Source organism: Erwinia psychrophila (assembly GCF_039023475.1).
Taxonomy (GTDB): Bacteria; Pseudomonadota; Gammaproteobacteria; order Enterobacterales; family Enterobacteriaceae; genus Erwinia.
On record NZ_JBCHVB010000005.1, the window covers coordinates 260,330 to 273,907 of the forward strand.

The following is a 13,578-nucleotide window of genomic DNA, read 5'->3' on the forward strand; positions in this document are numbered from 1 at the left end:
TAATCAGCCCCGCGTATGCAGGCGCATTTCACGTTCTGCTTCCGTCAGGGAGGCGAGGAAGGAATCCCGCTCGAATACGCGCGTCATGTAACCTTTCAGCTCTTTGGAGCCGGCACCCGCCAGTTCAATACCCATCTGCGGCAGACGCCACAGCAGCGGCGCCAGGTAGCAGTCTACCAGGCTGAACTCTTCGCTCATAAAGAACGGCGTGCGCGCAAAGAGTGGCGCAATGGCCAGCAGCTCTTCACGCAGCTGCTTACGGGCCGTTTCCGCTTCCTGAGCCGTGCCGTTTTCAACCTTATACATCAGGCTGTACCAGTCCTGCTCAACGCGATGCATCATCAGGCGGCTTTCGCCACGCGCAACCGGATAAACCGGCATCAGCGGTGGATGAGGGAAGCGTTCATCAAGGTATTCCATGATGATACGGGATTCATACAACGTCAGCTCACGATCGACCAGCGTCGGCACGGTACGGTACGGATTGAGGTCAATCAGATCCTGGGGCAGGCTATCCATTTCTACCTGCTCGATCTCAACGCTGACACCCTTCTCCGCCAGCACAATACGCACCTGGTGGCTAAAAATGTCAGTCGGACCAGAAAACAGCGTCATTACCGAACGTTTGTTGGCAGCGACAGCCATGTAAACCTCCAAGTTTATCCAGAAAACACTACGCAGGCCCGCCACAGGGCGACTGACCAGCTTAATAAATGACCCTTAGCACGCGCTGAGGCCGAACCGGTATCCAGTCAGGATTTCATGCATCAATGCCCTGCTAATGGGCGCAAAGTGACAGACAGTTTACCAGATTTTCGACGGTTTGTGGGGGCAGCGAGGTGCATTTGACGGGAAAAAGATCAACAACCTGGCGATATGGCACGCTTTTGCCAACGCCGGAAAAGAAAAACCCGGTGCAGGCACCGGGTTTTCGATAATTGACTCTGCGAAAGCAGAATAAATTAACGCTTGGAGAACTGAGGACGACGACGTGCTTTACGCAGACCGACTTTCTTACGTTCAACCTGACGAGCATCACGGGTAACGAAGCCTGCTTTACGCAGTTCGCCACGCAGTGACTCATCATATTCCATCAGAGCGCGTGTGATACCGTGACGGATCGCACCAGCCTGACCAGAAATACCACCACCTTTAACGGTGACGTAGAGATCGAATTTACCAACCATGTCCAGCAGCTCCAGCGGTTGACGAACTACCATGCGGGCAGTTTCGCGACCGAAGTACTGTTCCAGAGAACGTTGGTTAATTACGATGTTACCGCTACCCGGCTTGATAAATACGCGAGCGGTAGAGCTTTTGCGGCGACCAGTGCCGTAGTTTTGATTCTCAGCCATTGCCTGTAATCCCGATTAAATGTCAAGAACTTGCGGTTGCTGTGCCGCATGGTTGTGCTCGGTGCCCGCGTAAACTTTCAGTTTACGGTACATAGCACGGCCCAGCGGGCCCTTTGGCAGCATGCCTTTAACCGCGATTTCAATCACACGCTCAGGACGGCGAGCAATCATCTCTTCGAAGGTCGCTTGCTTGATACCACCGATGTGGCCGGTGTGATGGTAATAAATCTTATCGCTACGCTTGTTACCGGTTACGGCAACTTTCTCAGCGTTCAGAACGATGATGTAATCACCGGTATCGACGTGCGGAGTATATTCCGCTTTATGCTTACCGCGCAGACGACGAGCCAGTTCAGTCGCTAAACGACCTAAAGTTTTGCCTGTTGCGTCGACAACATACCAGTCACGTTGGACGGTTTCTGGCTTAGCTGTAAAAGTTTTCATCTAAAAGCTTACCCAAATTAAGTTACACGTTGGTGAAATCCCAAACGCTTGAATAAACGGTTGAGGCTCACACGACCATCTCGACCAGCAAGCCCACCCCTTCGGATAGAGTTACTGGAACACAAAGAGTTTTGGGAAAAAAACCTTTGTTGTAACGTGGGGTCGCAAGATTATAGAGAAGTCGCCTTAAAAGCGCGACCCCTTTTTACAATAAAATTACCAGACGCCCCACTTTATGGCAGATGGGGCAGTTTGAGATATTCTTCGCTTTGCATCTCCTGCAGGCGGGAGATGCAGCGCTGATATTCGAACTTCAGGCGGGTACCCTGATAAATCTCAAACAGTGAGGTTTCAGCAGAGACCACCAGCTTAACGTGCCGCTCATAGAATTCGTCGACCAGCGCCAGAAAACGCCTCGCCTGATCCTCCGTCTTATAGATCATCACCGGCACGTTAAACAGCAGCACGCTGTGGAAGCGGCGCGACAGCTCAATGTAGTCATGCTGGCTGCGCCCTTCGCCACATAGTACTTTAAATTCCATTGCCACTACGCCTTCCTCCACGCCCAGCGTTGGCAGCGAACGGTGATTGATTTCCAGCACCGGCTGCGCCGTGCGGCTCTTGCCCGCCAGCGCGACAAACATGCGTTCCATCGCCTGCGTGGTCGGCTCGCCAGGCGGCGTCATCCATAAATGCACCGAGGTCAGCGTACGCAGGCGGTAATCAATCCCGGCATCCACGTTCATGACGTCACAGTGTTTTTTAATCATCTCAATCGCGGGCAAAAAGCGCGCGCGCTGTAAACCATTGCGATAAAGCTCGTCAGGCGGAATGTTCGACGTTGCCACCAGGGTGATGCCCCGCGCAAAAAGCGCCTCCATCAGCGTTCCCAGCAGCATCGCATCGGTGATATCCGAAACGAAAAACTCATCGAAGCAGAGCAGATCCGTTTCGCTTTTGAACCGGTCCGCCACGATATTCAGCGGATCGCTCTGACCCTGCAGCGCCGTCAGTTCCTGATGAACCCGCAGCATAAAGCGGTGAAAGTGCAGCCGCTGTTTACGCTCACCAGGAATTGCCTGAAAAAACATATCCATCAGCCAGGTCTTGCCGCGGCCCACGCCCCCCCACATATAGAGCCCACGCACCGGAGGCTGGGGATCATTTTTGCCCTTGCTCATCAGCTGGTTGAGCTTGCCAAAAAGCCCCTTATTCTGAGAAGGAGAAGGTGCCTCTGCACGGCTCAGGGCCTGATAAATCCCGTCAAGGCGGGTTATGGCTTCACGCTGAACATCATCAGGCTGATACTGACCGTTTTCCAGCGCCTGCTGGTAGAGCGACAGCGGAGACTTTGTTTGCATCGTTTATTCACTTTTTCTGAAAAATTGGCGGTGCCAGGGAGTAATCGTCGAAAAAAAGGCCGTTCTACACTAAGCGATGCTGCCTCAGGATTCCACTTCCATAACATTAGCGGTTATAGTGGCTAACAGTGAACTGGCATTGGCCAGACGATCCTACGGAACAACGAAGACAACACGGGAGTTATTATGACCTGGGAATACGCGCTTATTGGGTTGGTAGTTGGATTGATTATTGGCGCGGTAGCAATGCGTTTCGGCAATAAGAAGCTTCGCGAACAGCGCAGCCAACAGTACGAGCTGGAAAAAACCAAAGCCGAACTGGCTGACTATCGTGAAGAGCTGACCAGCCATTTCGCGCAAAGCGCTGAGTTGCTGGATAATATGGCCCGCGACTACCGTCAGCTGTATCAGCATATGGCGAAAGGGTCCAATGACCTGCTGCCGAACCTGCCGGGTGAAAAGAACCCCTTTGCTTATCAGCTGACCGAATCTGAAGCGGACAACGACCAGGTTCCGGTGCAGATGCCCCGTGACTATCCTGACAGCGCCTCTGGCCTGCTGCGCGGTGACCGTACCGCCAACACCAAATAAACTGAAATAAGGGCGCCTGGCGCCCTTTTTTATACCAACGTCAGTCACCGCCACACCCCACAGCGGCATCCCCCACATTTATTAACGAGAGCGTCGTAGCGATGAAGAAGAAATCCTTACTGTTAAGCGCATTAGCACTGAGTATTGGCATGAATCTGACCGTTGCCCCGCAGGCCATGGCGACGCTTCCGGCCCATATTCAGGGCGAGCCCCTGCCAAGCCTGGCCCCCATGCTGGAGAAAGTGTTGCCCGCGGTGGTCAGCGTCCATGTTGAGGGCACCCAGACACAGGCACAGGCGATCCCCGAACCGCTCAGACGCTTCTTTGGTCAGGAAGAGCAGGAGCAGGACGCGCCTGCTCAGCCATTCGAAGGTCTGGCTTCCGGCGTAGTGATCGATGCTGCAAAAGGCTACGTGCTGACGAACAATCATGTGGTCAATGGCGCGGATAAGATCAGCGTACAGCTGAGCGATGGCCGCGAATTCGATGCCAAAATGATTGGTCACGATGAGCAGACTGATATCGCGCTGGTGCAAATCAGCGGGGCCAGCGGCCTGACGCAGGTAAAAATTGCTGACTCAGACCAGCTCAAAGTGGGCGATTTTGCTGTTGCCATCGGCAACCCGTTCGGCCTGGGGCAGACGGCTACTTCAGGGATTATCTCGGCGCTGGGACGCAGCGGCCTGAATCTGGAAGGGCTGGAGAACTTCATTCAGACCGATGCCGCTATTAACCGCGGCAATTCAGGCGGCGCGCTGGTGAACCTGAACGGTGAACTGGTTGGGCTTAATACCGCCATCCTCTCTTCGGCGGGCGGCAATATCGGCATCGGTTTCGCCATCCCCAGTAATATGGCGATGAACCTGGCGCATCAGCTGATTGAGTTTGGCGAGGTGAAGCGCGGCCAGCTGGGTATCAAAGGAACTGAGATGACCGCCGACATGGCCAAAGCCTTCAGCGTGGATATTCAGCGCGGCGCCTTCGTTAATGAAGTGCTGCCGGGCTCTGCGGCCGCAAAAGCCGGTATCAAGCCTGGCGATATCATTACCCGCCTGGACGATAAAACGGTAGAGAGCTTTGCCGCACTGCGGGTGAAAATCGGCACCACACCGCCAGGCACCCAGCTGAAAGTAGAGCTGGTCCGTGACGGCAAGCCGGTTAACCTGACCGTAGCACTGGACGCCAGCAGCCAGACAACCCTCAAAGCCGAGCAGCTGACACCGGCCCTTCAGGGCGCCACCCTCAGCGATAGCGCGGCGAAAGATGGCACCAAAGGCGTGAAGGTTGAGGCGGTGGCGAAAGCCACGCCGGCAGAACTCTCCGGTCTGCAAAAGGATGACGTTATCGTGGGCGTTAACCGTACAAAAGTGGAAAATCTGGCCGGGCTGCGCACGCTGCTTGATTCCAAACCGCCGCTGCTCGCGCTGAATATCATTCGCGACAACCAAAACCTTTATCTGCTGCTGCGCTAAATCATGATGCGGACACCTGCGTGTCCGCTTAACTCGTGCTATTCTGCCCCACGTTCATTCATTCATCGTAGTAAAGCCATGTTTCCTAAACTATTGCGTTCGGCGTTACTCGGTCTGGTCGTGGCGGGCATCCTGCTGGCTGCCCTGCCCGCGCTGAGAATTGGCGGCGATTTTCTTGCTAACCGGGATAACGACAGCGCTGATGCCTCGCCCATCAGCTACAATTCCGCCGTCCGCCGGGCGGCGCCTGCCGTGGTGAATGTTTATAACCGCAGCGCCAACGCCTCGGCTGATAATCTGGAAATCCGCACGCTTGGCTCCGGCGTCATTATGGACGGTCGCGGCTATATTCTGACCAACAAGCACGTTATCAACGATGCCGATCAGATTATTGTAGCGCTACAGGATGGGCGTATTTTTGAAGCTATGCTGGTCGGCTCGGATAACCTGACCGACCTGGCGGTGCTGAAGATCACCGCCTCCAGCCTGCCGGTGATCGCCATCAACCCGAAACGCACTGCGCACATTGGCGATTTAGTGATGGCCATCGGCAATCCCTATAATATCGGCCAGACGGTCACCCAGGGGATCATCAGCGCCACCGGACGCGTGGGCCTCAGCCCGTCGCGCTACCAGAACTTCCTTCAGACCGATGCGTCTATCAATAAAGGCAATTCGGGCGGAGCGTTAATTAACTCGCTCGGCGAGCTGATGGGCATTAACACCCTCTCTTTTGATAAGAGCAACGATGGCGAAACGCCGGAAGGGATTGGTTTTGCTATTCCTACCGCGCTGGCGGCGAAAATCATGGATAAGCTGATCCGTGATGGCCGGGTGATCCGTGGCTTTATTGGCATCAGTGGACGTGAAGTGCCGCAGATCCACGGGCAGAGCACTAGCCTCGATCATATTCAGGGTATCGTCGTCACCAACGTTGCGCAGGGCGGCCCCGCAGCAAAAGCGGGTTTACAGGTCAATGATGTGATTACCAGCGTGAACCACAAGCCCGCTGTTTCCGCGCTTGAGACGATGGATCAGGTGGCTGAGATCCGGCCAGGAACGGTGATAGACGTCACGATCATTCGCAACGACAAGAAGATGACGCTGTCGATTACCGTGCTGGAATATCCGGGGAATTAAAGGAAGAACGGACCGGCAATAATGAGGGCCAGCGACGCTGGCCCTGCATGGGGTTACTTAACGAATTCTTCGCCCAGGGTAATATCTTTCTTCAGCGTATCCAGCATGCCGTCCAGCGACTGCTGCTCAAATGCGCTGAGCGTACCGACCGGACGACGCTCGGCAACACCCTCTTTACCCAGCAGCAGCGGCTGAGAGAAGAAGCGGGCATGCTCGCCATCCCCTTCCACATAAGCACACTCAACGACATCGCTTTCACCGTTCAGAGCACGTACCAGCGACAGGCCAAAGCGCGCCGCCGCCTGACCCATGGAGAGCGTGGCTGAACCGCCACCCGCCTTGGCTTCCACCACTTCCGTACCCGCGTTCTGGATACGTTTGGTGAGATCGCTTATCTCTTGATCGGTGAAGCTGACGCCCGGGATCTGCGACAGCAGAGGCAGAATGGTTACGCCCGAGTGGCCGCCAACGACAGGCACATTCAGCTCTGCCGGATTTTTACCTTTCAGCTCGGCCACAAAGGTGTTGGAGCGAATGATATCAAGCGTGGTCACGCCAAAGAGTTTGTTTTTGTCGTAAACGCCCGCTTTCTTCAGCACTTCCGCCGCAATGGCTACGGTCGTATTGACCGGATTGGTAATGATACCAATCAGCGCTTTTGGACAAGTACTGGCGACCTGTTCAATCAGGTTACGCACGATACCGGCGTTAACGTTGAACAGATCGGACCGATCCATACCCGGCTTGCGGGCCACACCGGCGGAGATCAGCACAACATCCGCGCCCTTAAGCGCTGGCGTGGCATCTTCACCGCTGAAACCTTTGATTGAGACCGCTGTAGGGATGTGGCTGAGGTCTACCGCAACGCCTGGCGTAACGGGTGCAATATCATACAGAGAGAGTTCTGAACCTGCCGGAAGCTGGGTTTTAAGCAGAAGTGCGAGAGCCTGGCCAATACCGCCAGCTGCGCCGAGAACTGCGACTTTCATCCTAAACTCCTTATTATTTTGAGCATTAAGTACCGTGAATCCATCTGATACGAACATAGACGACCTGTGCGGTCAAAGCGACAGCCTTTATCCCGATATGCGCGCTAAAACGTTTAAACCGGCGAAGCAGAGGAGATTGACCGCATTACGCCTGGGTAGGGACCGCTCGTAACAGCATGCAGACAAGATGATTCGGCGTTACATTACACCCTTAACACTTATCAGAACAACATCATTTTCATAACAAATCGTTCACTTACCGCACGGCGCGGACGAGGGTGGCAGGATTGTATTTTCACGACATCTTTGCCAGACTGCGTTCCCCGACGCTGAGGCTCGCAGCAGCCCCAACAGCCTGTTTGCATAAAAATTCATTTAATTGCATAATAATGTCATTCCCCCGTCGGGGTCGCCCCTTAATAGCAGACTTTTATCGCGGACACTTATGCGTAACCCATCCAGACAAGACGATTTGATCAAGGCTTTTAAGGCCTTACTAAAAGAAGAGAAGTTCAGCTCCCAGGGCGAGATTGTCGCCGCGTTGCAGGAGGATGGCTTCGATAATATCAATCAGTCCAAAGTCTCCCGTATGCTGACCAAGTTCGGTGCTGTGCGCACCCGCAATGCCAAAATGGAAATGGTCTATTGCCTGCCTGCCGAACTGGGCGTTCCGACGACCTCCAGCCCGCTTAAGAATCTGGTGCTGGACATAGATCACAATGATTCGCTGATTGTCATACGCACCAGCCCCGGCGCTGCACAGCTAATCGCCCGTCTGCTTGACTCATTAGGCAAATCCGAAGGGATACTGGGCACCATTGCGGGCGATGATACGATTTTTATGGCCCCGGCACGCTCGTTTACCGTTCATCAGCTTCATGAAGCCATTCTGGTTCTCTTTGAACAGGAGCTATAAGCCGCCGAAGATATAACAGAGGGCCCGCTACGCCTGAACCTTATATGAAGCCGACATAAGTCGGCTTTTTTGTTTTGTACTGTCGCCCCACCTCTCCAGTACATTAAACTGCTTTCCAGCCCTAAAACCAGTAATAACTCAAAGCCACCCCGTCTCACACAGTGTGATACACCATAAATAAAGGCACAAATGGTTAATTACACATATCCGCATGATTTTAAAAACATTTAGTCACAAGTGGTGAAAATAACGCCAATTTTTATAACTTAAAGTTATTAAAAATGCGCTTTTACGGGAGAGATCCCATAAAATTATTATTAGCAGACTATTAATTTTTATCGTTATTAGATCTATACTTCTTTTCGTGACGCAGATCACACTAATCAAACGATAAAACCTGAGACGAGGAATCTATTTATGAACATTAAAACCACTGTTGCCGCTTTAGGCCTGCTTTCTACCCTCTCGTTTGGCGCTTTTGCCGCCGATTCTGTTAATGCAGAGCGGGCACAGAACATGCAACCAATCGGCACCATTACCGTAAGCGGCGTAGCGGGCTCTCCGATGGATATTCATAGCGCGCTGAATCAGAAAGCTGACGCGCAGGGTGCTACCGCGTACCGCATTGTAGAGGCCTACAGCGACGGTAATTATCACGCTACCGCTGAACTCTATAAATAATCCGGACAGCCGGCAGTAAGACTTAATGCATCAAACCACAGGGTAACCCCAAGAATAAAAACGGTTGTATAGCCCTTTCGGTTACCTTCAATCTTCTGGAGTATTACTATGAAAACCACTATCGCTATTGCTGTAATGAGCCTGACGGCTGCCCTGACCTTTGGCGCCAGCGCTGCTGACCTGGTCACCAACGAACAGGTTGCCCACCAGCATCTGCAATCTTTGGGCACCATCAGCGTAAGCGGCATCGACGCTGCCCCAACGGATATCCGCCAGCAGCTGTCGCAGAAAGCTGATGAAAAAGGCGCCAGCCATTATCGCGTTATTGAGGCTTACACTAACGGCAACTATCACGCGACCGCTGAACTGTATAAATAAGTTTGTATACGAGCTGCGACCCGCTTCGGAGCAGAAACGCCGGGGTCTGGACGTGCATATAAACGAAGAGTAAAAAGGGTTGCTGCATCAGGGCTGCTTTTCGCCTTTCTCCCTGGCGCGCCCGCGCCTGATAAGCGGGATAATCAGCAGGGCCAATATCAGCAACCTGTGGCAGCCCCCCTCAGTGGCGCGGCCGGGACCTTATTGGCGATCCGGTCACCGCTGTCACGAAACGCCGGCAGGCAAGAAACCAGCACAGGTATCTTGCCGACACGTACTGACGATAGCCGGCACATGATCGCTGAGCTATCCCGATCGTTCCTCGTCAGTATGACGAACCTTTTGGCCTCGCTCGCCGGGGCCCTTTTTATTCTTCCTTAACGGACGTTAAAACGAAACTGCCCCTCCAGCTCCTCTTCCGCCTCGTCAAACAGCAGAATCAGCGCTCCGTAGCGCCTTCTTTGCCCGCTCCCTAAATGAATAAATTCAATTTCCAGCGGCAGCGGTAGCAGCGGCGCCATTACCGTCTCCCATAACGTGTCTAAATCGGTCACCTTCCCGTCCGCCAGGGCAAAACGCTCGCTGAACTGGCGGTAAAAATGGGCCTGATCGACGATTTCATCAAAATCAAAACGCTCTGTTCTCATCCCGGCCGCTCCGCAAGGCAGTTGCCGGGCAGCCTGCAGGCCGCCCGTTCAGTTACAGTCCCCCAAGATGCAGGGCTTTGACTTCCAGGTACTCTTCCAGGCCAAGCACCGAGCCTTCGCGGCCAAGGCCGGACTCTTTCACCCCGCCAAAAGGGGCCAGCTCGGTAGAAACCGCACATTCGTTAATCCCGATCATGCCGCTTTCCAGCGCGGCCGACACGCGGAATACCCGCTGTAAATTTTGCGTGTAGAAATAGGCCGCTAACCCGAACTCGGTATCATTGGCCCGACGGATAACCTCCTCCTCACTATCGAAGCGGAAGCAGGCGGCAACGGGTCCGAATGTCTCCTCGCTGGCCAGCTGCATCTTTTCGCTGGCCTCGGCAATGACGGTCGGCTGCCAGAAATTGCCGCCCAGCGCGTGGCGTGCGCCCCCGGTCACTATCCGTCCGCCCTTCGCCACGGCATCCTTTACATGCTCCTCGACCTTCTCAACGGCGGCGGCTTCAATCAGCGGCCCGACGACGACGCCTTCTTCCATGCCGTTGCCGACTTTCAGCTTAGCGACCTCATCACCCAGCTGGCTGATAAAGCGGTCGTAAACGCTGTTGTGGATATAGAAGCGGTTGACGCTGACGCAAACCTGCCCGGCATTGCGGAATTTATTGGCGATGGCACCTTTGACGGCGGCGTCGATATCCGCATCCTCAAAGACAATATAAGGCGCGTTGCCGCCCAGCTCCATCGACACTTTTTTCATGGTGTCGGCCGCGTTGCGCATCAGCAGCTTGCCCACCTGGGTGGAGCCGGTGAAGGAGATTTTCCGGACGGCTTTACTGGCCATAATGGCATCGCTGATCGCCTGGGTGTCGCCTGCAACAGCATTAAGTACACCGTCAGGGACGCCCGCTTTTTTTGCCAGCGCCACTAAGGCGAAAGCGGAGAGCGGCGTATTGTTAGCGGGCTTGATAAGCCCGGTGCAGCCAGCGGCCAGCGCCGGACCAAGCTTACGGGTGAGCATCGCCATCGGAAAGTTCCAGGGCGTAATAGCCGCCACCACGCCAACAGGCTCGCGGGTGGCAAGGATGCGGGACCCCGCCTTCGCTGGAGGGATAATCTCGCCGTTCGCCCGCTTGGCTTCTTCGGCAAACCACTGGATAAAGCTGGCGGCGTATTCCACTTCCCCTTCCGCCTCACTGAGCGGCTTGCCCTGCTCCGCCGTCATTAATTTTCCAAGCCAGGCTTTGTTGTCGATAATCAGCTGATACCAGCGGTTGAGGATTTCGCTGCGCTCTTTGGCCGTTTTCGCCCGCCAGGCGGGGAATGCCTCTTCAGCAGCCTTAATCGCCTGTTCGGCTTCGCGTTTGCCTGCGCGGGCAACCTGAGCGATAACATCGCCGGTAGCTGGATTGAGCACGTCGAAGGTGCTGTCGCACTCTCGCCACTCACCGCCTGCAAAGTAGCCAGTCTGAAAAAGCTCGTGATCCTGGAGGTTAGTCTGCTTCATTTTTTTCTCCTGCCTGGTGTGCCATTCTGAGGAATAAGTATAGATGGCACCCTTCCCCCTGTATGAACCAGGTGAGGAGAAACGGGAATGGGAAAGCGCTGATACCGACTGGTATCAGCCTTAACTCAGATTTGGACGAGGGTGTTCTGATACTTTTTCAGCATCATCGCCAGCCGCTGCACCGGTTCGGTTACGCTGAGCGGCGCGTCGTAGTGGCGAAGTTTCTCCTGATAAATATCCAGCTCGGCCAGCAGGCGTTCAAAATAGCGTCGCCGTTTGGCATCGCTGCCCGCCGAGATGACCCGGTCTGCGGTGTGACGAAGCTGTTTATGGAACTCAGAAAGGTCGCTGTTGACGGGAATATCCGCATTGCGCAGGCGCTGGTGCCCGATAATCAACGTCAGGGCGATGCGATATTTATCGATATCGCCCGGAAACATATTCAGCAGCATAAACAGCTGCTGATAGAGCGCCGGCAGATGATTCTCATGCCGTCTTGCCTGATTGGTGGTCATGGCGGAAACGGCAGCATACATAAAACGGTTCAGCAGCGTACGGCCGACGCGGGCTTTCGAGGTATCCCGGATAAGCAGGATAACCAGTAACGCCAGAAAACTGCCTATCGCCTGACCCAGTGCATTATCAAGAAACACGTTTACGTGGAAGGTCATGGGGTTATCCAGCGTCAGCACGTTAATCGTGCCCACCAGCGCGCCAATTGTACCAATCTGCCGGCGCTGGATCAGGATCCCGCTGATAAATGCCATTACGCCAAGCGAAATCGAGAGCAGCAGCATACTTTGCTGCGTGGCGGGCATAATAAACATGTAGTAGAGCGATCCCAGCGGGAAGGCGACAATCATGCCGTAAAGGAAGTCCTTCGCCATCATCAGCGGATTCGGCATACGCATCGCCAGCGCGGTGACCACGGCCAGCATCACCATCGCGCCGCTGCCGGAAGTCCATCCGGTCCAGAGCCAGAAAAGCGACCCTACAGCCGTGGCAACAAAAGTACGAATACCGTTCACCAGCGCATGCTGGGTTTCTGCGGAGCGCATTTTCACTACCGGCTCGCCGTTAAGGATCTCTTCCTCCAGCCGGCTGATACTGCTGTTGGTATGGATACCCTTCATCAGCAGAAGGTAGCGTGAGGCAGCCCCCACCCAGTTCGTAATGGTCAGCGGCGTATTTTTACTGCCGCTTGTGGTAATCACGCGGCGCATGATCTTCATCCGCTTATGGATGTCCCCAATGTTCTCCACCGGCTTCTCAAAGAAAAGGTGAAACTGAGGAGGCACATACTCTTTGCGCGAATTCTGGATTAAAAATGTTTCGGTGGCCTGGGTAATCAGCGTCAGCGAGAGCGTATTCAGCGCGCGCATCCGGCGGTCGATCTTCTGCCAGCGGCCAGACTCCATCATCAGGTGGGTGCGCATACCGTTCAGCGCCGTCGTCCGGCGAACCAGGCTGGTCCAGGCCTTGTCCACTTCATCCCGATCGCCATGGGCGACGCAGAGCTGCATCAGCTTGTAATGAGCCACCAGCAGGCTGTCGATCTCACGGTCGATATCTTTTTTGATCGTGCGGGGCGAAAAGAGCATGTCGGCCAGAATGGCGCAGACGATGCCGATAATGATTTCACTGCACCGTTCAACGGCAAACTGCGGCGCGACCAGCAGGGAGCCCTGCGCATTGACGCTAACCACGATAATCAGCGCCGTGTAACCCGCCAGCCCAAGGGCGTAAGAGTTCTCAACCCTGATTAGCGAGGAGAGCCAGACGCAGAACCCCGCCCAGAGACAGCAAAGCAGCAGCATCACGACCGGCGCACGAATGGTGGCGATAATAATAACCAGCGCGGCGATACAGCCGATAAAGGTGCCGATAATACGCAGCATACCGCGGTGACGCAGCGCCCCGGAGAAGGGATCGCCACCCGCCGCAAACGCCGTGCCGCCGGCCACGATAGCGGCGGTCATAACCGCCCAGCGGGGCGTCTCCAGATTGAAGTGAAAGCCAATCAGCAGCGCCAGCAAAATCGCAAAGGTGAGCTTGATCGGAAACCGCAGAAGATACCACTGCATAACGCGCTCCTGC

14 protein-coding genes are annotated in these 13,578 nt (G+C 54.7%); 6 read left to right on the plus strand and 8 right to left on the minus strand.

The window, feature by feature from the left end; translation table 11 throughout:
* Positions 1-3 precede the first annotated feature (3 nt).
* The 4 genes from sspA to zapE form a co-directional block, all read right to left on the minus strand.
* Positions 4-645: a stringent starvation protein SspA gene (sspA, locus tag AAH446_RS14290; RefSeq protein WP_342907353.1), complete on the minus strand. Its 642-nt coding sequence runs from the start codon at positions 643-645 to the stop codon at positions 4-6.
* Positions 646-962: 317 nt separating this feature from the next.
* The gene (gene rpsI / locus AAH446_RS14295; protein ID WP_016190582.1) at positions 963-1,355 is read right to left on the minus strand and encodes a 30S ribosomal protein S9; all 393 of its coding nucleotides are present in this window, start codon (positions 1,353-1,355) and stop codon (positions 963-965) included.
* Between the two features lie 15 nt (positions 1,356-1,370).
* The gene (rplM, locus tag AAH446_RS14300; protein WP_342907354.1) at positions 1,371-1,799 is read right to left on the minus strand and encodes a 50S ribosomal protein L13; all 429 of its coding nucleotides are present in this window, start codon (positions 1,797-1,799) and stop codon (positions 1,371-1,373) included.
* 233 nt (positions 1,800-2,032) lie between these two features.
* Positions 2,033-3,160, minus strand: a complete 1,128-nt coding sequence (gene zapE / locus AAH446_RS14305) for a cell division protein ZapE (protein ID WP_342907355.1) — start codon at positions 3,158-3,160, stop codon at positions 2,033-2,035.
* A 186-nt stretch (positions 3,161-3,346) separates the two neighbouring features.
* Here zapE and zapG point away from each other — a divergent pair, with 186 nt between their 5' ends.
* The 3 genes from zapG to degS all read left to right on the plus strand — a co-directional run bounded on the left by zapG (position 3,347) and on the right by degS (position 6,363).
* Complete coding sequence (gene zapG, locus AAH446_RS14310) at positions 3,347-3,751, plus strand: Z-ring associated protein ZapG (RefSeq protein WP_342907356.1); 405 nt, start codon at positions 3,347-3,349, stop codon at positions 3,749-3,751.
* Positions 3,752-3,852: 101 nt separating this feature from the next.
* A complete protein-coding gene (degQ, locus tag AAH446_RS14315; protein ID WP_342907357.1) occupies positions 3,853-5,223 on the plus strand; it encodes a serine endoprotease DegQ in 1,371 nt (456 codons plus the stop codon).
* Positions 5,224-5,301: 78 nt separating this feature from the next.
* Positions 5,302-6,363 (plus strand): outer membrane-stress sensor serine endopeptidase DegS, encoded by a 1,062-nt coding sequence (gene degS / locus AAH446_RS14320; RefSeq protein WP_342907358.1) that lies wholly within the window; start codon positions 5,302-5,304, stop codon positions 6,361-6,363.
* 53 nt (positions 6,364-6,416) lie between these two features.
* Here degS and mdh read toward each other — a convergent pair whose 3' ends face one another.
* Positions 6,417-7,352: a malate dehydrogenase gene (gene mdh, locus AAH446_RS14325; RefSeq protein ID WP_342907359.1), complete on the minus strand. Its 936-nt coding sequence runs from the start codon at positions 7,350-7,352 to the stop codon at positions 6,417-6,419.
* A gap of 445 nt (positions 7,353-7,797) precedes the next feature.
* Between mdh and argR the strand changes: the two genes are divergently transcribed.
* The 3 genes from argR (at position 7,798) to yhcN (AAH446_RS14340) (ending at position 9,327) form a co-directional block, all read left to right on the plus strand.
* Complete coding sequence (gene argR, locus AAH446_RS14330) at positions 7,798-8,268, plus strand: transcriptional regulator ArgR (protein ID WP_342907360.1); 471 nt, start codon at positions 7,798-7,800, stop codon at positions 8,266-8,268.
* A 417-nt stretch (positions 8,269-8,685) separates the two neighbouring features.
* Entirely contained in the window at positions 8,686-8,949 is a 264-nt protein-coding gene (yhcN, locus tag AAH446_RS14335; protein WP_342907361.1) for a peroxide/acid stress response protein YhcN, read from the plus strand.
* Between the two features lie 108 nt (positions 8,950-9,057).
* A complete protein-coding gene (gene yhcN / locus AAH446_RS14340) occupies positions 9,058-9,327 on the plus strand; it encodes a peroxide/acid stress response protein YhcN (protein ID WP_342907362.1) in 270 nt (89 codons plus the stop codon).
* Positions 9,328-9,704: 377 nt separating this feature from the next.
* Here the strand turns inward: yhcN (AAH446_RS14340) and AAH446_RS14345 are convergent, their stop codons facing one another.
* The 3 genes from AAH446_RS14345 to aaeB all read right to left on the minus strand — a co-directional run bounded on the left by AAH446_RS14345 (position 9,705) and on the right by aaeB (position 13,565).
* Positions 9,705-9,974, minus strand: a complete 270-nt coding sequence (locus AAH446_RS14345) for a barstar family protein (protein ID WP_342907363.1) — start codon at positions 9,972-9,974, stop codon at positions 9,705-9,707.
* Positions 9,975-10,026: 52 nt separating this feature from the next.
* Positions 10,027-11,481 (minus strand): NAD-dependent succinate-semialdehyde dehydrogenase, encoded by a 1,455-nt coding sequence (locus AAH446_RS14350; RefSeq protein WP_342907364.1) that lies wholly within the window; start codon positions 11,479-11,481, stop codon positions 10,027-10,029.
* Positions 11,482-11,606: 125 nt separating this feature from the next.
* Positions 11,607-13,565: a p-hydroxybenzoic acid efflux pump subunit AaeB gene (gene aaeB, locus AAH446_RS14355; RefSeq protein WP_342907365.1), complete on the minus strand. Its 1,959-nt coding sequence runs from the start codon at positions 13,563-13,565 to the stop codon at positions 11,607-11,609.
* Positions 13,566-13,578: the final 13 nt, after the last annotated feature.